At 46.8% G+C, this 26,937-nt stretch carries 19 protein-coding genes and 1 pseudogene; 13 read left to right on the top strand and 7 right to left on the bottom strand.

Annotation, left to right across the window (positions count from 1 at the left end):
• Positions 1 to 14 precede the first annotated feature (14 nt).
• On the bottom strand, positions 15 to 1,739 hold the full coding sequence (poxB, locus tag DXN05_RS14255; RefSeq protein ID WP_116847931.1) for a ubiquinone-dependent pyruvate dehydrogenase: 1,725 nt from the start codon (positions 1,737 to 1,739) through the stop codon (positions 15 to 17).
• A gap of 170 nt (positions 1,740 to 1,909) precedes the next feature.
• Between poxB and DXN05_RS14250 the strand changes: the two genes are divergently transcribed.
• The gene (locus DXN05_RS14250; protein ID WP_116847930.1) at positions 1,910 to 2,215 is read left to right on the top strand and encodes a GNAT family N-acetyltransferase; all 306 of its coding nucleotides are present in this window, start codon (positions 1,910 to 1,912) and stop codon (positions 2,213 to 2,215) included.
• A 9-nt stretch (positions 2,216 to 2,224) separates the two neighbouring features.
• On the opposite strand, the gene DXN05_RS14245 is transcribed toward DXN05_RS14250, so the two are convergent.
• The 4 genes from DXN05_RS14245 to DXN05_RS14230 all read right to left on the bottom strand — a co-directional run bounded on the left by DXN05_RS14245 (position 2,225) and on the right by DXN05_RS14230 (position 6,764).
• Entirely contained in the window at positions 2,225 to 3,376 is a 1,152-nt protein-coding gene (locus tag DXN05_RS14245) for an acyltransferase family protein (RefSeq protein WP_116847929.1), read from the bottom strand.
• A 110-nt stretch (positions 3,377 to 3,486) separates the two neighbouring features.
• Positions 3,487 to 4,035, bottom strand: coding sequence for a hypothetical protein (locus tag DXN05_RS14240; RefSeq protein WP_116847928.1), 549 nt, complete (start codon positions 4,033 to 4,035; stop codon positions 3,487 to 3,489).
• Positions 4,036 to 4,180: 145 nt separating this feature from the next.
• Positions 4,181 to 6,121, bottom strand: coding sequence for a heparinase II/III domain-containing protein (locus DXN05_RS14235; RefSeq protein WP_158559254.1), 1,941 nt, complete (start codon positions 6,119 to 6,121; stop codon positions 4,181 to 4,183).
• 145 nt (positions 6,122 to 6,266) lie between these two features.
• Positions 6,267 to 6,764 carry a DinB family protein gene (locus DXN05_RS14230; protein ID WP_116847926.1) on the bottom strand — a complete coding sequence of 166 codons (498 nt, stop codon included), beginning with the start codon at positions 6,762 to 6,764 and terminating at the stop codon, positions 6,267 to 6,269.
• A gap of 173 nt (positions 6,765 to 6,937) precedes the next feature.
• Between DXN05_RS14230 and DXN05_RS14225 the strand changes: the two genes are divergently transcribed.
• The 12 genes and pseudogenes from DXN05_RS14225 to DXN05_RS14175 all read left to right on the top strand — a co-directional run bounded on the left by DXN05_RS14225 (position 6,938) and on the right by DXN05_RS14175 (position 23,777).
• Positions 6,938 to 7,702: an oxygenase MpaB family protein gene (locus tag DXN05_RS14225; RefSeq protein WP_116847925.1), complete on the top strand. Its 765-nt coding sequence runs from the start codon at positions 6,938 to 6,940 to the stop codon at positions 7,700 to 7,702.
• A 111-nt stretch (positions 7,703 to 7,813) separates the two neighbouring features.
• Positions 7,814 to 9,379: a glycerol-3-phosphate dehydrogenase/oxidase gene (locus DXN05_RS14220; RefSeq protein ID WP_116847924.1), complete on the top strand. Its 1,566-nt coding sequence runs from the start codon at positions 7,814 to 7,816 to the stop codon at positions 9,377 to 9,379.
• A 60-nt stretch (positions 9,380 to 9,439) separates the two neighbouring features.
• Positions 9,440 to 10,945: a glycerol kinase GlpK gene (gene glpK, locus DXN05_RS14215; protein ID WP_116847923.1), complete on the top strand. Its 1,506-nt coding sequence runs from the start codon at positions 9,440 to 9,442 to the stop codon at positions 10,943 to 10,945.
• Between the two features lie 17 nt (positions 10,946 to 10,962).
• Positions 10,963 to 11,694, top strand: coding sequence for an MIP/aquaporin family protein (locus DXN05_RS14210; protein WP_116847922.1), 732 nt, complete (start codon positions 10,963 to 10,965; stop codon positions 11,692 to 11,694).
• Positions 11,695 to 11,777: 83 nt separating this feature from the next.
• Entirely contained in the window at positions 11,778 to 12,584 is an 807-nt protein-coding gene (locus DXN05_RS14205; protein ID WP_116847921.1) for an AraC family transcriptional regulator, read from the top strand.
• A 187-nt stretch (positions 12,585 to 12,771) separates the two neighbouring features.
• Complete coding sequence (locus DXN05_RS14200) at positions 12,772 to 16,131, top strand: DEAD/DEAH box helicase (RefSeq protein WP_116847920.1); 3,360 nt, start codon at positions 12,772 to 12,774, stop codon at positions 16,129 to 16,131.
• 148 nt (positions 16,132 to 16,279) lie between these two features.
• Positions 16,280 to 16,516 (top strand): hypothetical protein, encoded by a 237-nt coding sequence (locus DXN05_RS14195; RefSeq protein WP_116847919.1) that lies wholly within the window; start codon positions 16,280 to 16,282, stop codon positions 16,514 to 16,516.
• 581 nt (positions 16,517 to 17,097) lie between these two features.
• A complete protein-coding gene (locus DXN05_RS14190; RefSeq protein WP_116847918.1) occupies positions 17,098 to 20,244 on the top strand; it encodes an NAD(P)/FAD-dependent oxidoreductase in 3,147 nt (1,048 codons plus the stop codon).
• A 42-nt stretch (positions 20,245 to 20,286) separates the two neighbouring features.
• Positions 20,287 to 20,736 (top strand): MauE/DoxX family redox-associated membrane protein, encoded by a 450-nt coding sequence (locus DXN05_RS24490; protein ID WP_147313924.1) that lies wholly within the window; start codon positions 20,287 to 20,289, stop codon positions 20,734 to 20,736.
• 22 nt (positions 20,737 to 20,758) lie between these two features.
• Positions 20,759 to 21,229 (top strand): annotated as a pseudogene (locus tag DXN05_RS25295) (class III lanthionine synthetase LanKC N-terminal domain-containing protein); the annotation flags it as partial.
• Positions 21,230 to 21,358: 129 nt separating this feature from the next.
• Positions 21,359 to 23,377 carry a lanthionine synthetase LanC family protein gene (locus tag DXN05_RS14180; RefSeq protein WP_158559253.1) on the top strand — a complete coding sequence of 673 codons (2,019 nt, stop codon included), beginning with the start codon at positions 21,359 to 21,361 and terminating at the stop codon, positions 23,375 to 23,377.
• A gap of 136 nt (positions 23,378 to 23,513) precedes the next feature.
• The gene (locus tag DXN05_RS14175; RefSeq protein WP_116847915.1) at positions 23,514 to 23,777 is read left to right on the top strand and encodes a DUF6520 family protein; all 264 of its coding nucleotides are present in this window, start codon (positions 23,514 to 23,516) and stop codon (positions 23,775 to 23,777) included.
• A 371-nt stretch (positions 23,778 to 24,148) separates the two neighbouring features.
• Here DXN05_RS14175 and DXN05_RS14170 read toward each other — a convergent pair whose 3' ends face one another.
• Complete coding sequence (locus DXN05_RS14170; RefSeq protein ID WP_158559252.1) at positions 24,149 to 25,459, bottom strand: TlpA family protein disulfide reductase; 1,311 nt, start codon at positions 25,457 to 25,459, stop codon at positions 24,149 to 24,151.
• 35 nt (positions 25,460 to 25,494) lie between these two features.
• Complete coding sequence (locus DXN05_RS14165; protein WP_116847913.1) at positions 25,495 to 26,919, bottom strand: RagB/SusD family nutrient uptake outer membrane protein; 1,425 nt, start codon at positions 26,917 to 26,919, stop codon at positions 25,495 to 25,497.
• Positions 26,920 to 26,937: the final 18 nt, after the last annotated feature.

Raw genomic sequence — 26,937 nt, 5'->3', positions numbered from 1 at the left:
GGGACGGTCTTTTTTTATTTCAGAAAATTGGTTTGTATGGTTTGCCATACTTCGCTGCCTTCGCCAGCCAGCACCTGTTTTAACATGTACATGCTGAAACCTTTGGCCTGCTCGAATTTTATTTTCGGCGGCAACGATAATTCTGCGGGGTTCACCACCACATCTATCAATGCAGGACCATTGTGCGCAAGCGCCCGTTCCAGTGCAGGCTGTATTTCTTCCGGCTTTTCAACACGAATGCCCAGCATACCCATGGCATTGGCCACCTGCGCAAAATCAGGATTGTTCAAATCCGTACCAAAGGGCTGAAGCCCCACCACTTTCATTTCCATGGCCACAAACCCCAGCGAGCTGTTGTTGTACACCACTATTTTAACAGGCAGGTTGTATTGCCGGATGGTTAACCAGTCGCCCAGCATCATGGCAAAACCACCATCGCCGGACAGGGAAATTACCTGCCGCGCAGGATACGTAAGCTGTGCACCGATCGATTGCGGCATGGCCGATGCCATAGAACCGTGGTTAAACGAACCCAGCAAGCGGCGTTCTGCCGTCATACGCAGGTAACGTGCGGCCCATACTGTTGGTGCGCCCACATCTACCGTGAAGATGGCATCTTCTGCAGCCGCATCACTGATCAGTTTAGTGAGGTATTCGGGATGAATGGGCGTACTGCCTGCTTCCCCGCTGGCATGCGCATCAAGCGCCTTGCGGCTTTTCTCATAACGGTTCTGGCATTTACCCAGGTGCTCACCTTCGCTTTTCTGCTCCAGCAAAGGCAGCAGTGCAATCAATGTTTCGCGCACATCACCCAGCAAACCCATATGCAGCTTGCAGCGGCGGCCCAATCGCTCGGGGCGAATGTCTATCTGTACTATTTTAGCTTTCGAGGGAAAGAAATCCTTGTACGGAAAATCAGTGCCCAGCATCACCAGCACATCACTTTCTTCCATGGCATAGTACCCGGATGCAAAACCGATCAGCCCCGTCATGCCCACATCAAAAGGATTGTTGTATTCCACGTGTTCTTTGCCGCGCAATGCATGCACCATGGGCGATTGTATTCTTTCACCCAGCAATAGCAGTTCAGGGTGTGCACCCGCACAGCCACTGCCGCAAAGCAGGGTTATTTTGGCCGAACTGTTAATGAGGTTGGCCAGCCGGTGCAGGTCTTCATCGTTGGGGCGTATATGCAGGCGTTGCTGAAACGGCTGTGGCGCCCAGTCTGTATCATCTACTTTTTCCATGGCCACATCGCCCGACAGCCCGATTACCGACACGCCGCCCAGTCCTACCGCGTGTTGTATGGCAATGTTCAGCACACGGGGCATTTGCCTGGCAGAGGAGATGATTTCGCAATAATGGCTGCATTCACGAAACAACAGTTCAGGATGTGTTTCCTGGAAATAGCCTGTACCAATTTCACTGCTGGGAATATGTGCTGCAATAGCCAGCACAGGCGCCATGCTGCGGTGACAATCGTACAAACCATTAATCAGGTGCAGGTTACCCGGACCGCAGCTGCCTGCACAAACAGCCAGCTGCCCGGTCAGTTGCGCTTCGGCTCCTGCAGCAAAAGCAGCGGCTTCTTCATGCCGGTAATGAATCCATTCAATTGTTTTTGATTTGCGTATTTCTTCTGTAATGGCGTTGAGCGAATCGCCCACCACGCCATGCACGCGCCGCACCCCCTGCTGTTCCAATATTTCTACCAGCCGTTCTGCTATTGTTTTCGACATAGGTAACTATTTGAATTGTGAAACAGTACGCAGTTTATTTTGTTGCAGCGGCAAGGCAGCAGGCAGTATACCAGCAGCTTTTATACAATAAATGACACGATTTACACTTTACAGAACCAGGAAAAGCTGTATCATTACCGGCATTTTATTGATTCACCACAACCGATTATATGCCGGAAGTAATATTACAGCTGAACGAGGCGCACAAAGGCGCGTTTAAGATAGAAGAGCATGGCCACCACATTGCAGAAATGGTAGTGGCGGTAAAAGGCCAGGAACTGCATATTTACCATACCGAGGTGGCAGATGATCACCAGGGACAAGGCCTGGCCAAACAGCTGCTGGATGCGATGGTGAATTACGCGCGCACCCGGCATTTGCAGGTAGTACCTTATTGTGTTTACGTACAGGGACAGTTTAAACGCAATCCCGAATTGTATGCCGATATCTGGAAACGCACACCCGAAACCGAGTAACAAACGCCATTAAATACCCTGCGGCTGCGGTACTGCCGGAGGCGCAGGCTTACTTTTCTTTGGCAATAACAGGCGGCGCAGGTAATCTGCCGAAGGCTTTTCTACAAAACGGTGTACCAGGTAAGCCAGTACAACGGAAATACCCATTACCAGTACAATATACCAACCCGCATAATCTCCCGGCTGCGACACCTGCCCCAGCTTATGCAGCAGCATTACGCCAATACGCGCATGCAGCAGGTACAGCGGGTAACTGACCAGGCCGATAAAAGCAAAGAAAGGCGTGCTTAAAAAACGCAGCCACTGCGGGCGGTACAGGAAAACAATAAACAGCGCGATATATATAGCCACGAATATTCTTTCATTCTGGTATTTGAGCATGGTCATTTGCACCACCACCAATGCAGCCATTAACCAGGTATAGCCCTGGTGCATTTTGCGGCCTGTAAACAGCATATAAAAATAAATGCCGAGTGTAAACAGGATAATGTATTCCGGGAACAGGTAAATATCAATGGTATTTTTCACCAGGTCCATATGCGGCAATGGTTTCACTGCGGCAACCAGTTTAAAGGCATAGTGGATAAGCAATACAACGAGCGTCCATCCCATCCAGTTTCTGAAGAAATTTTCTTTTTTGAAGAAGAATACCAGTGATGCGAGGATGTAGAATTTTATTTCAAACGTGAGTGTCCAGTATACGATGTCAATGTACTCTACCTTATGCCCGAAAACACGGTTCCAGAACCAGAGATCAGAGAAAGTCAGGGAAGGAAAAAAATCAGCCCAGGTGTTATGAAATTCAGGCACCTGCCTGGCAGGATCTATCCATTGCACAAACAGGAATGTAACGATGGAACAGAACAGCAGTGCAGGAAACAGCCGGATAAAACGCTTTACCAGGAACTCACCGATTGAGCGGCAGCGCTCCAGCGTCATGAAGATGACGAAGCCTGAAATAATAAAGAAAAACTGCACCCCGGTGTAACCCATCCTGAACAACAAAACCCCGGAATAGCGGTCGCCGTATGGATACAGGTTCATCTCATGCTGCGGAATGGTGTAACTGAAGGTATAGTGCACCAGCATTACCATGATTACGGCAATGCACCTGAACCCATCGAGCACACCAATGCGGGACTTGCTTTCTTCTGCTAACATATTGTTGGTAGGTTTTTATAGAAAAGGACTTCAGAAGGGCCAGGGAAGTTCACACTACCGGCAAAGTCAGTGCCATTTTACCCTGAAAGCAGCTTTTTATATGATATTATTTATTTATGAATAGCGATGATCAGGTATTTGCCGCTGTCTTGCGTAAACCATATATCGCCCTGCCCAAACATAGCGCCGTGCTGGTTGCGGAAAATACGGTCAAGGCGCTGGCGTGCGACTACATTTTTCATGCGTTCATCAAACAGGTGAGGGTATTTTTTAACGAAACTGTCCTTGTTTTTGGCTACCAGCAACGGGAAGCGGGTATGATTGATAATGCTGTCCATTTTGTCGTGCTGCACCCAGCCTTTAAACTGCACCAGGAAATGTTTAAACCCTTGGGGATCACTGAAACCTGCGTCATCCCAGTCAGAAGGCTCACTGCCATCTTCAAAGAAATTATCCGGCGCATTGATCTGCGCAGTGTAGGAAGTATCTGCTGCTGTACCGGAATTGGAATCAGCAAGGGTGCCCAGCGTAGAAGACGGGTTCAGGGAATCGTCGGCCAGGCTGTCTGTTTGCTGTGTTTTTTCGCCGCTATGATTGGCGCATGACTGTACAAGGGCGGTTGCACCCCAAAAAAGGTAAAGGATGAAATGTTTACGCATCACACATTGTTTATAAACGTACGGCAAAGGCGCCTGCACGGTTGTACCCGTTACATCATACAGAACCCGGAAATACCTGCGGCGCTGCCCGGGCAACTGTATAATAACGTGTTAAACAACGGTTCAGCTAATTTGTTCCCGTATTTTACCGCGTAACGGTGTATTGCAGCACACCGGCTTTACCGGGCCGTTTGGCAGTAAGCAGGATACGGTAAATATCCTGGTGACGCCAGTTCACTTTCAGGCCCTGATCCTCCGGTGCATCCAGGGGCATTTTTTCTTTGGAAACCGCCCAGAAAGCAGCGTCATATTGCAGTACCACCTGGTTGTGCGAAGCAGTGGTAAAAACAATTTTACCCGGCTGATTTATATCTGCTGCACATACCGTAATAAAACCCTGGGTAAGGCTTTGTAATGGAGCGGCTGCGGCAAACCGGTCAGTGATGGTGATAACACCTTTGTGAGATGTCACAATGTTCCGCTTCCATGAACTGATGCCCGCCGTGGCCGGGTAGGCTTCGCGCAGTTCCATCTGAAAGCTGGTGCCGTTTTTATCATTGTTATAACTCACCGCTGTTGCAGAAAAAGCACCATCCCCCTGCTGTACACCATTAATGGTTGGCAGGTTGTGATACGCAGAAGTATTGTACCAGATATCGTAACGGTGTTTGGAAAAGGTTTTGGAAGTATACGTGCCCGAGCCCACATCAATAAGCACAGGGTCGCCAGATGCATACACAGCAAAATCGCCGATATCGTTGTGATTATGACTTTCATGGTTGTTACCGGCATGGGCAGACAAAAACAAACCATTGCTGAGCCGTGCAATCATTAACTGCACATCCGGAAACCAGGCATTGTTTACCGGTGTATAAGGTGTGCGATCTGCTGCAATCGTTTTTATGGCAAGCAGGTTATACAAATCGCGCGTACGGCGAAACTGCTCTATTCCCCTGCTGTCGCCATTGGGCAAATCATGATATATCCAACTGCCGAAACCAGTGAGCTGCGTATCGTTAAGCGCTTTTCCAAAACGGTAAAGCATAGCACCATCCGGACTGATACGCGGATGCGCATCGGCCACATTCACGAAGTAGTTACCGGCAATATGCGTTTTATAAATGTAGGAGGCCATTTTATCAACAAAGGGATCACCATACACATTGATCGCTCCTTTGCTTGCATCGTTCAGAATCGCAAGTTCATCAAATACGGCACCGCCGGCTGCAAACCAGTAGCCCGGCCCTTCGTCACAACCACCATCATCACCCAGACTGTTCATGTACTGGTTGGTTACCTGCAAGGCGCGGTACACAGCTGCTGCCCTTTTATCTTCTTCTTTCTCAAACAGCAACGCAGCCACCACATAATTCGACATAATCCACGGTGCCCAGTTATTAAGCTTGGCCTGCGGGTTACCAGCACCCATCCAGCCATACTTTGCAGTAGCCATGGGTTGCAGTATACGTTTGTTCATTTCAAAGGCAATACGCTGGCGAACCAGTTTTGACACACTATCCAGTCGGGGGCCAACGAAATAGTCTGTCCATGCCAGCACAGCCGCAGTTTCCGCTGCAAACAAATCCACTACCGGGTCCTGCACATCGGGCAAACCAGCCCCTGCATTCTGCATGCCGATGTGCGCCGTAACACCCCAGAAACTTTCTTCACAAATATTCCATACACCATTTACAATCTGGTCAGTAAAACGCCCCTTGCCTTCTGCTGATTCCGCCAGCACCAGGTCGAACAGCTGGTTGCGCTTGGCAAATGACAAAGCTTCGTAGGCAGTACGGTTGCCATCGCGCACAAATTGCAGCGTTACCGTTGCGGGAATAGAAACAAAGTCTTTCTTCAAAGCCTTTTCACCATTGGCAATCATACCGGCGATAACAGTATCAGGTACGGCCTCCTTCCATGCTGCAGGCGTTTGCGGGAAAGGTTTCCAGCTGCCATAGGGCAACAACGCAGCACGAACAGCAGGCAACGTATATTTACCCAACACATTGCGGTTGCTGAGTTGCGCCGTTGCGGTAAAGGACAGGAAAAGTAAAATAACGCAGAATCGTACAGTTGTATTTCTCATATGGATGCAATTATACATGGCAGGTATAAAAATAAGGATACCGGCAAAGTCTATTTGCTAATATCCTTATTTTTTATAACAATGCAGCCATCTTAACTGTCCATCAGCCATCCAACCACCTTAACCACCAGGCCATCCAAAAACATCAATGTCCCGTTTCATCTGCACTGGGGCCATAGCTGCCGGGAATAGGAATATCCAGCAATCGCAGGTAAACGCCCAATTGTGCACGATGGTGAATAATCTGGCTGTACGTCATGCGCAGCACCTCTTCTTTCGGTTCTGTGCTGTAAATCTGTGCACCGCTGCGCAACGTCCATAATTCATCCAGCTGGTCTTCCTCTGCTTTCTTTAGTTGCTCCCTTGCATCCTGCAGGTTTTCATCAAAATACTGCATCAGCTCCTTGCTATCGTTAATGGTTCTGGGTGCGTAATTATTCTGCTGAAAATCGAGTTCATTGGTATTAAACACCATACCTACCCAGCCAGGCAATTCTGCAACATGCGCTGCCAGGCGGCGCAGGGTCATGCTTTTAGGATGCGGCTGCCAGTCTAATTGCTCGTCAGGTACGCGCGACAGCATTTTGCGGGTAGTGATCGCTTCCTGTTCAAGTACTTTCTGCAGTGTTTCAATCTTTGACATATGGTTTTGTTTTGTTGCTACAAAGTAAAACCAGGGTAGTGACAGCGTTATGTCAGCAATGCTTTCCGCAGTAACAAAAATTTTGAATTTTCAGCAGGTTTGACTTTACTTTGTATCACAAAGTGCTTTCAATACAGGCCGTTCCATTTAAAACAATACCAATCCCTCTAACCATGCAACACTTTATACAACCATCCTCCATCGTCAGGGAAATATGGGGCCGCGCAGATGTGATACTTGTGATATTCGGTGGTGCCGCTGCTGAGTTTGCATTAAACAAGGCAGTGGACTGGCTCTATTATACCGGTCGCCTGCCGGCCGATCCATTGGGCAGGTTATTCTCCACCGTGCAGTATGCCCACCATATTATTTTTGCAGAACCGGCACAATCCATTGCAGCTATTACACGCATGCGCGCCATACATACAGGCGTAGAAACAGCACGCGGCAGCAATATACCCGACTGGGCTTACCGCGATGTATTGTTTATGCTGATACACTATTCCATTGCAGCCTACGAACTACTGGAACGCAAACTTACCATAGCCGAAAAAGAAGAAGTAGTAAAAGTATTCCTGACCGTAGGTGAACACATGCAGCTGCAGGGCTTGCCTGGCAATTATACCGGCTGGCAGGCACAATATGCTATGCAACAGCAACAAAACCTTGCATACAGCAACTACACAGCCGATCTGTTTAAACAATACCGCAAACACCTCGGTGCATTCCGTTATGCCTTGTTGCTGCAAACACAGCAGCTCATAATAAGTGATACCGTGCGCAGTTACCTGCCCGCACCAACGCTGCACTGGCTTAAAGCAATATTGCCCGTATACAAATGCGGTAACAGGCTGCATATTTCCCGCACCATCCGCAACCTGTTATTGCCTGCTGCCTATAAACAGCAAATCATAGCGCTCGACAGGCATCCCGCTTAATATTCAGCCATACCAGCAATACAGATCCATCAAACAAATCACCCGTTTCGCCTCAGCGCTTACATTTTTTACATAGATTTATACAGGCAGGCAGTAAAACATCCAATTATCATGAACAGGCAGCAACAGCTACAGCATATTCAGCACAGCGAAAAAGTATGGGACATGGTTATTGTGGGTGGCGGGGCTACCGGCCTGGGAACCGCACTGGACGCAGCTTCCCGCGGATTGCAGACATTGCTGCTGGAACAGGCCGACTTTGCCAAAGGCACCTCCAGCCGCAGCACCAAACTCGTGCATGGCGGCGTACGCTACCTGGCGCAGGGCAATATTAAACTGGTGATTGAAGCCCTGTACGAACGCGGCCTCTTGCTAAAAAACGCAGCACACCTCGCAAAGAATGAATCTTTCATTATACCCAATTACACCTGGTGGGATGGCCCGTTTTATACCATCGGCTTAAAGGTGTATGATATACTCGCAGGCCGCCTTAGCCTGGGCCGCTCTCAACATATCAGCAGGAAAGAAGTACTACGCAGGCTGCCCAATATTACAGCCAAAGGTTTGCAGGGTGGTGTGGTATACCACGATGGCCAGTTCGACGATGCACGCCTCGCCATTAACCTCGCGCAAACAAGCATTGAACAGGGTGCAACGCTCATCAATTACATGCGCGTAACCGCCCTGCAGAAACAGCAGAACCGCATTAGCGGTGTTGTGGCAACCGATATGGAAACAGGCAACAGCTACACCATACAGGCCAAATGCGTGGTAAATGCTACCGGCGTTTTTGTAGATGAACTGCTGCAAATGGATGCACCCGGCAGCAGGCCGCTGGTAAAACCCAGCCAGGGTGTACACCTGGTAGTGGACAAGTCGTTTCTTGGCGGGCCGGATGCCATTATGATTCCCAAAACAGAAGACGGCCGCGTGTTATTTGCAGTGCCCTGGCACGATAAAGTGGTAGTAGGTACAACCGATACCCCGCTCGATGAACATACACTGGAACCCGTTGCCCTCGAAGAAGAGATCAGCTTCATTTTACGCACTGCCGCACAATACCTTACCAAAGCACCCGCCAGGAGTGATGTACGCAGCGTGTTTGCCGGCCTGCGCCCCCTTGCCGCACCACAGGAAGAAGGCGCTAAAACAAAAGAGATTTCACGCAGCCATAAAATACTCGTTGCCGCATCCGGACTGGTTACCGTTACCGGCGGCAAATGGACTACCTACCGCAAAATGGCAGAAGACATTGTGAACACAGCTGTACAAACCGCCGCACTGCAAGCCAGGCCCTGTGTCACCAAAAGCCTGGGCATACACGGCAGCATGCCTGTTACCAATAGAAGCAATCACCTGTTTGTATATGGCACCGATCAGCAAAACGTAGAAGCACTGTATACCGAGAATGCAGCATGGTCGCAGCCATTACATGCACGCCTACCCTACCTGCAGGCCGAAGTAATATGGGCCGTGCGCACCGAAATGGCGCGCACCGTAGAAGATGTACTCGCCCGCCGCACCAGGGCCCTCTTCCTCGATGCGCGCGCAGCTATTGAAATGGCCCCGCAGGTAGCTGCCCTCATGGCCGCAGAGCTGCATACCGATAACAACTGGCAGCAGCAACAGGTAGCAGACTTTATTGCCATAGCCACACATTATTTGCTGACAGCATAATAATATTCCGTGTAATCAGCCTATATTCAAACCGCGTTTACACACGAGAAACATTGCCATATGGAAAAATACATACTCGCACTGGATCAGGGCACCACCAGCTCACGCGCTATCTTATTTGACAAACACGGCGAAATAAAAGCCGTTGCACAAAAAGAATTTACACAACTGTTTCCCCAACCGGGCTGGGTAGAACATGACCCGAACGAAATATGGTCATCCCAGGCAGGCGTTGCAGCCGAGGCCACCGTTAAAATCGGCGCCAATGGTACCAACATCGCAGCCATCGGCATCACCAACCAGCGCGAAACCACCATTGTATGGGACAGGGAATCAGGCGAGCCAATATACAATGCCATTGTATGGCAAGACCGCCGCACAGCCCCCTTCTGCGAGCAACTGAAAAAAGACGGCCACAGCGCAACCATTGCAGCTAAAACCGGCCTGGTAATAGATGCTTATTTTTCTGCATCAAAGATCCGCTGGATACTCGATAACGTAGCAGGGGCCAGGGCCAAAGCAGATGCCGGCCAACTGGCCTTCGGTACAGTAGATACATGGCTTGTATGGAAATTCACCCGCGGCCGAAAACACGTTACCGATGTTACCAATGCCAGCAGAACCATGCTGTTCAACATACAAACACAGCAATGGGATGAAGAACTGCTGCAACTCATGAACATCCCCGCTTCCATGCTGCCCGAAGTAAAACAGTCCAGCGAAATATATGGCGAAACCGCCACCACCATCTTCGCCACCAAAATACCCATCGCCGGTATCGCAGGTGATCAGAATGCTGCATTGTTCGGACAAATGTGTATCGACAATGCGATGGTGAAAAACACCTATGGTACCGGCTGCTTCATGCTCATGAACATCGGCAGCAAATTCATCGCTTCAAAAAACAACCTGCTCACCACCGTTGCCTGGAAAATAAACGGGCAGATACAATACGCTTTTGAAGGAAGCATTTTTATTGCAGGCGCCGTAGTACAGTGGCTGCGCGACGGACTGGGCATTATCAAATCGTCCGCAGAAATTGAACCGCTCGCACAGCAGGTACCCGATACCGGTGGCGTATATTTTGTACCTGCCTTTGCCGGCCTGGGTGCTCCGTATTGGGATGCAGATGCACGTGGTACCATTGTGGGCCTCACACGTGGCACCACCGCTGCCCATCTCGCCCGCACTGCACTGGAATCTATCGCCTACCAAACCCGTGATGTACTGCTCGCCATGCAGGCCGATGCAGGTATGGAGATAAAGGAACTCAGGGTAGATGGCGGCGCTACTGCCAACAACCTGCTCATGCAGTTCCAGGCCAATTTACTCAACTGTAAAGTAATACGCCCCAACATCATTGAAACCACCGCACTCGGCGCAGCTTATCTTGCCGGGCTGGCCGTAGGCTTCTGGCCCGATATAGCCAGCATACAGCAATTGTGGAAGGCAGACAAAACCTTCACACCCGCAGCAAATACCAACGCTGTAAAAGCAGGTATCGCAGGCTGGGAACGGGCCATCCACACCGCACAGGCATGGAGCAAAAATGAAGTACATCCCTAACCAAACCCATTACAACCATGACACCTTTTTTAGCAGAATTCTTCGGCACCATGCTGGTAATACTACTTGGCGAAGGCGTTGTTGCCAACGTAGTACTCGCACAAACCAAGGGCAATAACGCCGGGTGGATAGTTATTACCACCGCCTGGGGCCTGGCCGTATTTGTAGGCGTTACTGTTGCCGCACCGTACAGCGGCGCACACCTTAACCCCATTGTTACGCTCGCACTCGCCATTGCAGGTAAGTTCGCCTGGCCGGCCGTGCTGCCGTATATGGTGGCACAAATGCTGGGCGCTATGACAGGCGCCTGCCTGGTATGGGCCATGTACCGCGATCATTTTAACCGCACCACCGATAGCGATGCCATACGTGCCGTGTTCTGCACTGCCCCTGCCATACGCAACGGTTTCAGCAACCTGCTTAGTGAAATCATCGGCACGTTCGTACTCATCTTTACTGTTTTTTATATCACCGGCGCAGAAATCACTTCTACCAAAACAGCTGTGGGTTTAGGCTCCGTAGGTGCCCTGCCCGTTGCGCTGCTGGTATGGGTTATTGGCCTGGCCCTGGGCGGCACTACCGGTTACGCCATTAACCCGGCACGCGATTTTGGCCCACGTATGATGCACGCCATCCTCCCCATAAAAAACAAAAGCCATAGCGACTGGGGTTACGCCTGGGTACCCATTGCCGGCCCCATTATCGGTGCTGTAATGGCTGCGGGACTGTATCTCTGCCTGTTACGCTGAGCCGTTCAACAAAGTAAAACTGAGCTATACAACAAAGCATTTCCCGGTAGAATGACCGATATTTGTGTCTAAAATTACCAGGTATGCAGGGAGCGAAAGAACAGGAAAGAAGCGGGCTGTTGTACAATTGTTACACCGAGCGATGGCACTCAACCGAGCAGTTTGTGGCCGAACATGCATTCAGCAGGATTATTTCCGGGGAGCTGCATTTATTCCTGGATGGCCAAACAAAAGTGCTGAAAACAGGCGATACCTACCTGGTACGCCGTAACCAGCTGGCAAAAGCCACCAAACTGCCAGCCCTGGATGGCGATTTCAAGTCCATCACTATTTACCTCACGCAGGAGCCCCTGCGTGCATTCAGCATAAAACATCAAATAACACAGCAGGCTGTTTATAACGATAACACCCTGCTGGTAATACCCGACAATGCCTTTATCAACAGCTTTTTCCAGTCACTGCTGCCTTATTTTAACGAGCAGTCTGCCATTAACAACGAACTCATCGAAACCAAAACAACCGAAGCCATACTGCTGCTGCAAAAAATCTGCCCCGACAAATGCGACTGGCTGTTCGACTTCAGGGAACCCGGCAAAATAGACCTGGAAGCCTTTATGCAGCAGAATTATATGTTCAATGTAAGCATCCCGCGTTTTGCCCAGCTTACCGGGCGCAGCCTGGCCGCTTTCAAGCGTGATTTTGAGAAAGTCTTCCATTCCTCACCCAGCCGCTGGCTGCAACACCGCCGCCTCAGCGAAGCCCATTACCTCATCAAGGAAAAAGGCCGCAAACCCGCCAGCGTATACCTCGAAGTAGGCTTCGAAGACCTGTCCCACTTCTCCTTCGCCTTCAAAAAGCAGTTCGGCTACAACGCCTCCACCGTGGCATAAAAAATACACGCTGGTACACCACCCAATCCAACTTTAAACTTCAAACGTTAAACGTTAAACCATCCTACAACACCAAAAAGCTACCCTAAACGACTTTGACTTACCACTCACCATCAAACTCGCTTAGTTTATTCACTATTCACTATTCACCGGCTTTCATACGACCGATTCCTTATTTTCGCCCCATATGCCCTATTACACACTATTCAACTGTAGCATCACCGACCTCACCACCACCACGCTGTACAGCCACAGCGGTACACTCGCTGCTACAGACATCCAGGGCTTTTACAACATTCATCCCGTATACATCGCACTGAACGAAGGTCATTTCACGCACACCTTCCATTCCGAAACACTGCCACCGGTGACAGTGAAACAGCTGCCTGACCAGGTTGAACTTTACTGCGGCTGCACCGCCCCGAATACAAAATTGTGTGCACACCAATTGCAGGTACTGTACAACATCCTGCACCGCGATGAATTGCGGGTATTCTTTGATACTTCATTACGGCACCAGAAAATACGGCAGGTTGCTGCAGCTTACGGGTTGGAACAATCGCCCAACCCCGATGCACTGTTCAACATCGATTACAATAACCGGAAAACAGACATCACCCCCATAAAACCAGGACTGTTTCCTGTTACCCCCGATAACATTAGGCGACTGCAGAACATGCTAACGCCGCAGCAGCCATTGCCACCCACGCTCACCAGTGCAGAACACAACAAAGCCTGTATTGTATTGCGACAGCACAAATACAACAGGCACCTGTTGATTGAGCTGTACGAAGCGCCTGCCACCAAAAGCGGCAAGCTGAAGAACCCGTTTACACCAGTGCAGCCGTTGGCATTGCTGTGGCAAAACAACAACGCGGCTGAACTCAAATTCTTCACAGCCGTTGCACGGTTTCAGCAAACACCATCAGATACCAAAACAGCAGCAGACCTCGATGCATTAAAAGCCATTATCAGCAACCCGCTGCGCTTACCCTTCCTGTATCACGATGCAACTGTATCCGATAACGTTACCACCAACTCACTCAGGGAAGTAAACATACAACCGCTGCGCAAGGGCATTGAAATCATCGTGGTAAAGCTGGAAGAATACTACCAGGTGCGCTTGCAGGTTACATTGAATGAGCAAACAGTACAAGCCGACGCCTTACCCATGCGGTTCGGTTATTTTTTACAGGATGAAAACATATTTTATTTCATTCACAATTTCAATACCCTGCAGCTGCTTGATTTCTTCAGGCAGCAAACACAGCTGCTGATTCATACATCGCAATACCAGCAGTTTCAGGAGCAGGTGCTTACACCGGCAAGCAACAACATCCCAGTGCACTACACCTACCTGAAACCCGCCACCACAAAGGAATTGAAACAACTCAACCTGCAGCACGATCAGCGCAGGTGTATTTACTTATCAGAAGCAGGCAACTATATCCTGATAAAACCCGTGATGGTGTATGGCGACAGGGAGATACCGGTAAGAACACAACACCAGTTATACATCACCACCGATAAAGGCGTGCAGCTGGCAGTGCACCGCGATGATGCAGCAGAACAACAGCTGCTGCGCACACTGCTTCGCCAGCATCCTGATTTCACAGAACAGCTGGAAAACGGGCTGGACAGCTTTTACCTGCACAAAGACAACTTTGTAAACGACGACTGGTTTCTGGAGGCATTCGCCCGCTGGCGCGAAGCAGGCATCGCCATATTCGGCTACAACACACTGAAAGATCACAAACGCAATACACACCCTGCCAAAGTAAAGGTACGCATTGTGAGTGGGTTAAACTGGTTTAACACCCAGCTCGATGTACAGTTTGGCAACACCAAAGCCAGCCTCAAACAAATACAGCAGGCTGTAAAGAAACGCAGCAAATACATTCAGCTCGATGATGGCACCACAGGCATACTGCCCGATGAGTGGCTGCAGCAATTCATGCGTTACTTTTCAGTGGCAGAACTGGCAGCAGATGTGCTCAAAACACCCAAAACCAATTTCACTGCCATCCGTGAAATGTATGAAGAAGAGCAACTGGATGAAACCGTGCAACAAGAGCTTACATTGTACGAAACAAAATTCAGCGACTTTACCACCATACAGCCGGTTGCACCACCCGCTAATTTGCGCACCACTTTACGGCACTACCAGCAGGAAGGCCTAAACTGGCTGAACTTTTTAGACAGCCTGAACTTTGGCGGCTGCCTGGCAGATGATATGGGTCTTGGCAAAACCATACAGGTATTGGCCTTTATGCTGCTCCAGCAACAACAGCAACGCGGCACCAGCTTACTCATTGTACCCACTTCGCTCCTGTTTAACTGGCAAAGCGAAGCAGCTAAGTTTGCACCATCACTAAGCATACTAACCCTGCATGGCCCTGCACGCATGCGCGATACAATTGCATTCAATGAATACGACATTGTACTCACCACGTACAATACCCTATTGATGGATGTAGGTTTTCTGCGTCATTACACCTTTAACTATTTGTTCATTGATGAATCGCAACACATCAAAAACAGCAGCGCGCAACGGCATCAGTCAATCGGCTTGTTAAAAGCCCGCAACAGGTTACTGCTTACCGGCACCCCGGTAGAGAACAACACATTTGATATTTACGGGCAGCTATCTATCGCCTGCCCCGGCTTGCTGGGCAGCCCGCAATATTTCAGGGATACTTATGCCATCCCCATCGATCGTTTTAAAGATGACAAGCGCGCCGCAACCCTGCAGCAGAAAATAAAGCCCTTTATTTTGCGAAGAATGAAACAGCAGGTAGCAGCAGAATTGCCCGACAAAACAGAAACCGTGCTGTACTGTGAAATGAGTGGTGAACAACAAGCCATTTATGATCAGCATGAAAAAGAGCTGCGTGACTATGTAAACAAAATGCCTGTTACCACAGAGTTTGATGAAAACGTATCGCACAATATGTTTGTGTTAAAGGGCCTCACCAAACTGCGGCAGATATGCGATTCACCCGCACTGCTGCCCGGCGAAAAACCTTACCCCAATGTATCGGCCAAAATAACCGTACTGATGGAGCAGATTGAAACACGTGCGCCCTATCATAAAATACTGGTGTTTTCGCAGTTCATATCCATGCTGCAGTTAATACGCCAGGAGCTTGACAGCAGGCAAATAACATACGCATGGCTCACCGGCAGTACTACCGGCAGGGATGAAGCCGTGCAGCAGTTTCAAAACAATGATAACGTGCGGGTATTTTTAATCAGCCTGAAAGCGGGTGGCACCGGGTTGAATTTAACTGCTGCCGATTATGTATACCTGGTAGATCCCTGGTGGAACCCGGCTGTAGAAAACCAGGCAATAGACAGAAGTTACCGCATTGGCCAGCATAAAAACGTTGTTGCCGTACGCTTGATTTGCCCCAACACCGTGGAAGAAAAGATCATGCGCATCCAGGAAAACAAAAAGACCCTGGTAAACGAACTCGTTCAGGCCGATAGTTCCTTCCTGCAAACCCTTACCAGGACTGAATTAAGCGCCATTCTGCAGCCCATCTAATCTGCATTACAGCTGCATAAGTTATATAAGCACTTACCCATTTTGCATAAACACCGTTACAAAACGTTTCCTTTTGGGGCATTCATTTCGTCGTTTTGCGCAACCCGGTGAGGCTTAAAACGAAATATCTTGTTATAATCTCTGACAAATGAAAAGTGCCGAATTTCTAACACCTATGCTGTGTGCCTATGTAGCCGGCCTGTTAAGCGAACAGGCTGCTGAAGAAGTACAGGAGATGTTGGCACTGCATCCGGCGTTGCAGAAGAAAGTCAGGAGATTACAGGCATGTTTACTGGAAACAACTACATCCAACCAATATCCTCTTATAGCTGAAAAACTCGAAAGAAAAGTACTAGGCATGCTGTCAACCATTCATCAACCCTAATCAACGGCAGCATGCCGCTCTTTCCAAGCAAGGCTATCACGCATTCTCGTTTATAATCCATTATCATCGCACAATTTACTGCATGCAGCCTTGGTGCTATGTGCAGTAAGTGCATGTACTATACATGGCAACAGGCATCTTTTACTGTCCTGAATTCACTTAAAATAAAATCCGGATTTCACTCGTCATCTTTCTCAAAACTATTGCAACTTTATTCCGGCGAACGAAACAAACCAACTTCAATCGTTCTCTTCTTATCCCTTCCATTCTGTCCCGTGTTTCAAATGTATTAACAGAGAACCACTGTACCCCTGATAATAAACATGTGTAAACAAGCACTGAATTAATTGGCTGTTGACCGGGCATGCCCGACTGTATTTGGTGCACACGCAGGATTATTGCTGTATCTATCTCTGTAAACAACCACTTAGTCATTGGCCCATTTGATCCGTACCCTGCCATACCGGTGGCATACACCGGTTAAAGCGTACTTAAATGTCACGGACTTTAGGCAAGTCCATCTATATCTATAGACCGGACTTTTTAAAACGAAATCTACTATACCTATAACGAGAAACCCGATGGGACAAAAAGCTATCATCATTGGCGCAGGGCCCGCTGGCCTCACTGCAGCCTACGAACTGCTGAAACGTACTGACATTACCCCCATTATACTCGAAAAGAGTGGTGATATTGGCGGTATTTCCAAAACGGTTAACTACAAAGGAAACCGCATGGACATAGGCGGTCACCGTTTCTTCTCCAAGTCAGACCGCGTAATGAACTGGTGGATCAACATACTACCTATTCAAAACGACGAATCGGGCATATTCACCATCAGTTACCAGAACCAGCACAGGGACTTACACCTGAACGATACCAGCGCTGCAGGCGACCGTGTAATGCTGGTTCGCAAACGGCTCTCACGCATTTATTTTCTCCGCAGGTTTTTTGGCTATCCTATTCAATTATCTATAGAAACCCTGCGCAAGCTGGGTTTGGCACGCACCATTGCCATACTCTTCTCTTACATGCAGGCTCAGCTGTTTCCTAAAAAACCGGAAAACAGCCTGGAAGATTTTTTCATCAACCGCTTTGGCAAAACATTGTACCAGCTGTTCTTTAAAGATTATACAGAGAAAGTATGGGGTGTATCGTGCAAAGAAATTTCTGCTGAATGGGGCGCACAACGCATCAAAGGCGTATCCATCAGCAAGGCAATTGCACACGCCATAAAATCGCTGAAACCATCCGGTAAAACAAACACCGGCGACATCAAACAGAAAGGTGTTGAAACCAGTTTAATTGAACGCTTCCTGTATCCAAAGCTCGGCCCTGGTCAGCTTTGGGAAGAGGTAGCCAGGCAGGTGCAGGAAATGGGTGGCATTATACACATGCACCAGGAAGTAAACGAGATCATCACCAGTAATAACGAAGTAACCGCCATCACCGCAAGAGATGCCAAAACCGGTGAACTGACTGCTTTTGAAGGAGATTATTTTTTCAGCACCATGCCGGTAAAAGAACTCATTGCCGGCATGAATGGCCAGGTACCGGCAGACATCAACCGCGTAGCAGCAGGTCTCCAGTATCGTGACTTCATCACAGTTGGCATCTTATTAAAACGCCTCTCCAGCACAGATCTCAAAACAGGCCAATCCACCACGCTCGACTTACAGGACACCTGGATATACATACAGGAATCTGATGTAAAAGTGGGACGCCTGCAGCTGTTTAACAACTGGAGCCCATACATGGTGAAAGACCCAGATACAGTTTGGGTAGGTATGGAATTTTTCTGCAACACGGAAGACGCGTTCTGGAAAATGAAGGATGAAGACATACAACAGCTCGCCATCAGCGAACTGGCAAAAATAGGGCTGGCGCAAAAAGAAGATGTACTCGACAGCAACATACTGCGTGTAGAAAAAACTTATCCCGCATATTTCGGCACGTACGATGAGTTTGATAAAATACGCGCCTATACCGACCAGTTCAGCAACCTGTTCTTAGTAGGCCGCAACGGCATGCACAAATACAACAATGCAGACCACTCCATGCTCACTGCCATGGTATCGGTAGACAACATTGCCGCAGGTATTACAGACAAAGCCAATATCTGGAGCATCAACACCGAACAGGAATATCATGAAGAGAAAGGACAGGAAGCTGTTGGCAGCACACCCTCAATACTGCCTGCACCTAAAACCGGCTCCCTTGCAGCATTTGCAGGTTTCATCTGGAACAACAAGTGGAACCGTGGTTACCTGGTTACAGCGATACTGGCCTTTATACTGCAGTTCTGGTTATTTAAATTACAATATCCTTTTGCCAACTATATGCCGGATTCCTATTCCTACTTGCAGGCAGCGGCGAGCAACTGGGATGTAAACATGTGGCCCGTGGGTTATTCCAAATTCCTGCGACTGGTAAGTGTGTTTACACATTCAGACACAGGTGTAACGGGCTTGCAGTATGGCATGCTGGGATGCAGTTTATTGTTGTTCTTCTATACCCTGCTGTATTTTTTCAACCCGGGCAAAGTAGTCAAAAACATCCTGTTCCTGTTTTTTGTACTCAACCCGATAAGCTTGTACATCAGCAATTATATATCCTCCGACACATTGTTCATTAGTTTGAGTTTATTGTGGTTTACGCAGCTGATCTGGATCATTTATCGCCCGACTGCTGTTCAGCTGGTAGTACAAGCTTTTTTATTGCTTGCCTGTTTTGTGGTTCGATACAATGCTATTTACTACCCCATTATAGCCGCAGCAGCCTTTATACTGTCGCACCAGGGCTGGCAGCGCAAGGTAACCGGTATCGCGTTGGGATGCCTGTTCATCTTCGCCTCCATCTCATACACCAGCAACAAAATGCAGCAGGAAACCGGCAAACGCCAATTCTCCGCCTTCGGCGGCTGGCAGCTGGCCAATAACGCCCTCTACATGTACGAGCGCGTACCCAAAAGCGAGCGCACACCAGTCCCCGTCAGGTTTGCGAAACTGGATGGCATGGTACGGGCGTATATTGATACGCTGGGAAGGATGAAGATGAATGGGTTGGATTCATCACAATATGCAAGCTATATGTTCTATTTATGGAGCAGCAAAAGTCCCTTGCAACAATACGTTGTGAAAAATACTGGTAAAGATTCAGCTGAGACCTTTAAAAACTGGGCTGCAACCGCACCACTTTTTTCTGATTACGCGACTTACCTGATAAAGCAACACCCTGTCGCATACCTGAAAAATTTTATGACACCCAACGCTATAAGATATGCCGCTCCTCCGGCAGAATTTATTGCCAGGTACAATATGGGGAGTGACAGTGTGAAAAACCTCGCTAAAATATGGTTTCAGTATAAAACACAAAAAGTAAGCAATCAGAATGGCAAGGCAAGAACAATCGGCGCACCCACTACCTATGCCGTTTTTTCATCAATAACCAATGCTCTATTACTGATAAGCATTGCCGGCATGCTAATATTTAAAGGATATAAAGAAAACCGGAACGGCGTTAAGCGATTATTAAACCTCACACTGCTATTGTGGATAATGAACGTGGGCTTTAGCATTGTCGCCTCCCCAATTGTATTGCGCTACCAATGCTTACCATTATTAATCACCTTCAGTGTTGCGCTCATTACTGCGGAAATTGTATTCAATCTAAGTAAAGAACAGGAAAACAAGGCCAGCGCCAGTTCTCAGGGCCTGTTGCCTGCCTGACAATAAATCAAACTTTGATCTGCAAGAACAAATTTTTAAGTTATGAAGAAAACTACTTTTCTGGAATTACTCTGCGTGTTATTTGCTTTCCTGTTTTTCTATACAGGGATTGTCAAATACCTGGACTACACCAACTTTAGTTATGACCTCAGAAGATCTTATGTATTTGGTCCATTCAGCAATGTAGCGTCAATATTGCTACCGGCTGCAGAACTGGCTATCTCTGCAGGATTGTTTATACCCAGGTTCAGAAGCATTGCCTTGTACTGTTTCACCTTCATGATGGCAGCCTTCACCTTGTATGTTGGAGGCATGCTGATATTTGTGGACCATGCTTCACGCCCTTGTACCTGCGGCGGAATTATAAGAGACATGTCATGGCCGCAACACCTTGTTTTTAATATCGTGGTTACGCTTCTTGGTATAATAGCGATATACCTGCACAAAAAGACTTATCGCAAAACAGGTACAGCTGAATTAACTACACTATAATTTCCATATCCTGATTTACCTCATGCAGCAAACGATAACAAATACCACAGGCAAGCAGGTTTCAGAACCGGCAGAATTAATCAAACGGGGTTATGCGGCGTTACTCGACAACTATGGATTGTCATATATTACTGATGCCCATTACCTGGAATCAGGCGTTATAGAAAATAAAAAGGGATGGATACTGCATTTATCTGTGATAAAAATTCAGGTGGAAGAGTTGCTGAAACTGGTTGTGCCGGAGCTGCAACGTTTCCAGGTTCCTTTTAAAATTGTAAAAGATCCTGACGCTGCAGGTAACATCTTATCAGATGCATTGGGATATACGCGGCTCGCCAAAATAGTAAGTATTTATCCCGGCAACGATCAGCAGGCTGCACGTATTGCAGATGCCCTGGCAAAAATAACCAATCACCTAAAAGGGCCAGACATACCAACCGACGCACATGTTAGCGGTATCGTATATGCACGGTACGGGAATTACAAACCACTCCATAACAACGGCGACTACCAGGTGCCATTTATGTTGCCGGCAACAATCAACTGGCCTTTCAATACACCCGCGCCAGCTACGCAGTTTCCCAAAAACAAGCTGTTAAACGACCGGTATAAACTGGTAGAGGTGATTAAATCAGATGTAAAGGGTAACGTAATTAAAGGACTGTACTTTAAAGGGTTTCTGAATATCAAAAGCTGCATCATAAAGCAGGGTAAAAAAAATATGTGGGGAGATAATTTCGGCAGAACCATCGAAGACAGGTTGTATTGGCAGAAAACTATTTATCAAACACTCAGCGGAAAGATCCCTATCCCTAAAATATTTGACTATTTCCAGGAAAACGGCGATACCTATCTCGCAATGGACTTTATAAAAGGCAATCCATTGGAGCAATACATACTCCAGCTTTTTGATAAAAAACCATGGTTTGAGCTCGCGGCTGTTACAAGACAAAAGCTAACAACCACAGCTCTTAAAATTGCCAAAACCATACAGCAGTTGCATCAACTGGGATATGTTCACCGGGATATTACGCCTGTTAATTTTATTATTTCCAATTCAGGCGAACCGATACTGATTGATATGGAGTTGTGTTATGATTTAAACTCACCTTCACATGTGCCACCATTCAGCCTCGGTACATTCGGTTTTATGTCTCCTGAACAGGAGGCTGGAAAAACACCTACTGTAAAGGAAGACATCTATGGCCTTGGCGCACTATTAGTTGTTTTTTTTACCAGCTTACCGCCAGACAGGTTTTCGGAAACTGACCAGGAACGACTGTATAACAGCTTGTTGTTTTTCACACACAACGCGGCCATTTCCCGGCTATTGTGCAATTGTTTACAGGCGAAACCGAATAACAGACCTGGTATAGAAACAATCATCGCGGTATTGGAACAGGAGCAAAAACACCCAATAGTAACAAATGAACAGGAAACACCCGACCCGGTATTTATTACCAGTATCATCGAAAAAAGCCTGGCCAGTATTTTTCATGAATATATATTAACTCCTGAAAAAAACTGGGCTACCTATTTCTCCAATAGCGGCATCGTTGCAACGCCAGACCAACTTCAGAAACAGGTGTTACTTGGTTGGCACAATGGAATAGCAGGCATACTATACGCGCTTGCCTTCGCCAAAAGAGCAGGCATGGATTCAGCTATCAACCAAGAAATTGTTAATATCAACTGGCAAGCGCTTAAAAATGCCTTTTTCAAAGACACTCTATTGTCGCAGAACTATGGTTTGTTTGATGGCAAAGCTGGTGTGGCACTTGCCCTGTATGAGGGTATACAAAGCGGCTTGCTACCTGCACAGGAGCAACCAATGCTTGCAGCCTGTTTTAAAGATGATGCAGCAGGCGAAAACCTGGCAGAAGGTATTGCAGGCCAGGGGCTAACATTGCTGCAATGCTGGGATTTATTACCTGAGGCTTTTGCACGCGAAAAATTAAATCATTATATAAGCTTATTGGTGCAAAAACAAAATCGCGATGGGTACTGGACTTCGGAATTATATAAAACCCACCCCCTGTTGCAATTGGGCTTTGGTTATGGCAACGCAGGCATATTGTATTTCCTGGTTTATGCATTGGAAAAACAATCCGATACAGCAATTGTAGACAGTGCAAAACGAAACTTGCAATGGTTGCTAAAACAACTGGTCAATCAAAAAAGTACCAGAAATGTTAATGGTGAAAAAATGAAAAAGAACAAACACAACTACCTGATTGGCAGACCAGGTATTGTTAAATGCCTGTTGAAAGCAGGGACAGTATTAAATGAGCCAATGGCAGTAAAAAAGGCCTCGGACATATGGAATAGCTTAACACCACATCCTGTGCAAATGGATATTACGTTCGCAAGCGGCTTGTGCGGTTGGGCAAACATAGCACTGAACGTTAAGGGTTTGCCAGGCGAAACAGTTACCCCTGACCGATGCGATTGGGTTGTCTCATTTTTGTTACATACTTATAAGCAACAAAAAAACAAGGTCTTCTGGTTGCTGGATCATTCTAAGACAGCGAATGCCGACTTTATGAGTGGCAACACAGGTATACTCTATTTTTTATTACATTATCTCTCAAGCAGAAATAAAGACGTGTGTATACCGCTAAGTGATACACTACTCTGGTAAAATATGTATACACAACCGGTTGCTACTGCAGTAAACAACCGGTAAAAACAGGGGATGCTGAAAACCTGGAGAAAAGAGTAAGCTATATGAACACCTAAAGTTTTTCTTGCTTTTTGATTAAAAAAGTAAACACTTTATGAACAAATCTAAAATCTTTTTGAGCGCTGCTGCGCTGTTACTGGCTGGTGCCGCTGCTTTTGCTACTAAAAAAGCCGGCACAGTAAGCTATTTCATTCGCACAGCTGCCGGTTATTTGTTAGTGCCTGCAGTAGAGTGCGCTCCAACACCAGGCCTTCAATGTACCTACCTGACTGCAGGTGGTATAAATCACGCTAAAGTTTACTACGCTACTAGTGATAATCCAAACATCTACGTAACAGCTTCCAAAAAACCAGAATAGAAGCGTAATTGACACGTCCTGTTGTTCTATACAATGGGACGTGTTAATTTACTCCTTATTTTAGCTAAACCTGCACTTATGAAAAAAAACATTTTTTGAGTATTTCAGTCTTTATACTCTCTATTGTTGCAGCTTTTTCTACAAAAGCACTAAACAAAAAAGAATTACAATTTTATGTATTCGATCAATACTGTTGGTGTTATACGTAAATTCCCTTTGTTAATTGCACAACCAGGTGGCTAGACTCTACATGCACCTACTTAACAACCTTTGGCGTCAATCATGTTAAAGTATATTACTTTACGTTTAGTAACCCCTATCTTTTAGAAACCGCTTTCAAATGGTAAAAAAGGCTATGGCTATGCATTTTATCAATCCTGAATCAGTAGTACTTTCATCCTCTTTTTGGTCAATGCCAGCTTTAACCCGCTTTTGGCAAGCGCTCTCTGGGCATCCGAAAAATCATCCCAGCCGCTGTCAAATACCAAGCGAATATTACTGGTTATACCTGTTTCATCAACAAATGGGGGATCGGGCCATCGACTATTCATAATAACCAAATTAGACATCAGGTCTTTCATGGAGAGGTTCGCAGCATAACCATATTCACTCAGTTTCTCTATGCCATGCGGTTTATTGGTAAGGCTGGCTCTCATTTTTACTGAATCATCAACTACCAGAGTCCAGCAATTCACCATTCTTTCGACTACACTTGCCTTATAGCCAAAATAACCCATTAAATCATATTGCATCTTCCGCATCAGAAAGCTATCTTTTACTTTATCTCTCGGAACAGTTAGACTGTAACAGTATAAATTTTTTTTATACACTTTATCACCAATAAAATTCTCAGAATCTTTAATATCCAATATCGGTTGGTAAGCAACTTTCCCATAAAATCCGGTGTCTTCTATATCCCAGCCTGCACGTCCCAGGTAAGCATATTTATACAAGTCCTTTAGGTCCGCACCAAGCACTTCAAACTTTCTAAGCGCAGGTTTAAATTCAGCAATATGGTGTGGATATCTAAAGGTTACACTGTCTGCGTACATAGTTAGGACAGACCTGTACAAATAACCAGTGTCTGCGCCGCCGTTACCGTGAATAAGAAAAGGCGCAGAAGGATTATATGCCGTGGGAAATCTTATTTCATGCGCCCGTACAGCTTTGAATAAAACGGGGGATTCGCCACGTAGATAAGCTGCTATCTGATTCCTATCAATGCCCCCTCCTATTCCTTTTACTATCCCGTCAGGATCAACAACAACTGTGTACGGCACCTCCCGGATATCAAATCGGGCAAAAAGGCTGGAATCAAATGCACAGGCTAACTGCAGGTTGTATTTGTCCGTCGATTTTTTAAAGATCCATTTTGCTTTCGCGTTCGCATCTAATTTACCCACCATCAACACTTGAACCTGCCCCGCAAATTCTTTTTGGTACGCATTCATATGGGGAAACGATTCAATACACCCACCACAAAAAATTGTCCACAGATCTAACACTAGCCATTTACCCTTAAAATCGTCAAGCGTAAGTCTTTTCTTAGGATAATTAACAATATCTGTAAATAAAAAATCAGGGCACCGCTTTCCTACAACAGGATAAGCGGGATCTTCATTTTTACCGGCGTAGCAATTGAAGCAGAAAAAGCAGACAACAGAAAGCAAAATTAGTTTCATAGAATGCAACATTATAATTATCTGAATGAATATGATTAGTAACCCGGGTTTTGCGATAACAGGGGATCTGCGTCCCGCTCTATTTGCGGTATAGGAAAAAGTTGAGCAGTATTATTCCATTTTCCACCCTTTAACGGTGTAACCACTGCCATTATGCTATCTGCCGTATTAGTTCTTTTTAAATCAAACCATCTAAATGCACCTTCGGCAAATAGCTCTATCTGCCGTTCGTGCTGAATGGCTGCCAGTACAGAATCTTTTCCTTGTGCAGAAAAATCAGCAAGCCCTGCCCGTTTGCGTACAATATTTAAGTTGCTGAGTGCCCCTTTTGTATCTCCCATTTGCGCATTGGCTTCGGCCAGTATAAGATACTGTTCAGCCAAGCGCAAAACGGTTGTGTATTCTGTAATGGTGGCACTCGCTTTAATTTTATACTTATTGGGAAAATTATACGTATTGGCGCCAACGCTTACGCTACCTACCCATGCTTGCTTTCTCTTATCGCCGGTCTCAAAGCTATTGAGTAATTGCTTGCTGATAGTGGTGCAGTTACTGGTTCCAGCAGATGGCGTAGACAGCAAGACGAAATTGGCCCCCATTACAGAATTAATAGTCGGCTTAACAGCCTGTATCTGGAAGATGGCTTCCTTGTTATTTGCCCTCAGAAAAACACTGTTCAAATCACTATTGAGACTATAAACCGTTGACTGATTGATTACTGCACTTGCTTCAGCGGCTGCATTTGCCCAATCTTTCTGAAAAAGATAAACCCTCGCCAACATAGCAGATGCTGTTGCTTTATTCGGACGAACCCTTTCTGAAGACGCCAATGTATCCGTTGCATTCAGATAACTATTGCTAAGGTTAGTTTCTGCGTCCTTCAGATCAGTAACAATCTGGTCGTATACTTTCGAAGCAGGCGTTCGAGCTGCCAACCTGTTTGAAGTATAATCGGTGCTAAGCAGCAATGGAATATCACCATAAAAATTAACCAGGTTGAAATATAAGTAGGCACGGATAAATTTTGCTTCACCCATCAATTGTTTCACTATAAACGGACTAAGCGTAGTAGATTTTCCAACTCCTTCAAGCACAGCATTGGCCCGGTAAATACTATTAAAGGAAATCGTCCATATATCACTTACATTTTGGGTTAATGCGATCAGTGAATTCGTGTAACAGCCCGACAAAAATGGATCTGCAGAAAAACTAGTTAGCTCATCTGCTGCCAAACCAGCAAGCAGGGAGGTGTAATAAGGAGCTGTTTTGTTTTCAATATCTGTATATATCGCTATTTGTGCAGCGACAGCAGTAGCCTGGTCAACAAATACTACCGGAGAAACAAGGTTTCCTGCGGGGGGGGGAACTGTCACAAATTTCTTGCAACCGGCGATAGCAGATAGCATAATCAATGCCGAAGCAAACAATCTATAGCGTAAAATTTGCATAATAGTGTACATATAATTAAGTTTTCAAGC

Source organism: Deminuibacter soli (assembly GCF_003412455.1).
Lineage (GTDB): Bacteria > Bacteroidota > Bacteroidia > Chitinophagales > Chitinophagaceae > Deminuibacter > Deminuibacter soli.
Note: the sequence above shows the minus strand (reverse complement) of the source record. Positions and strands in the feature narration are given on the sequence as shown.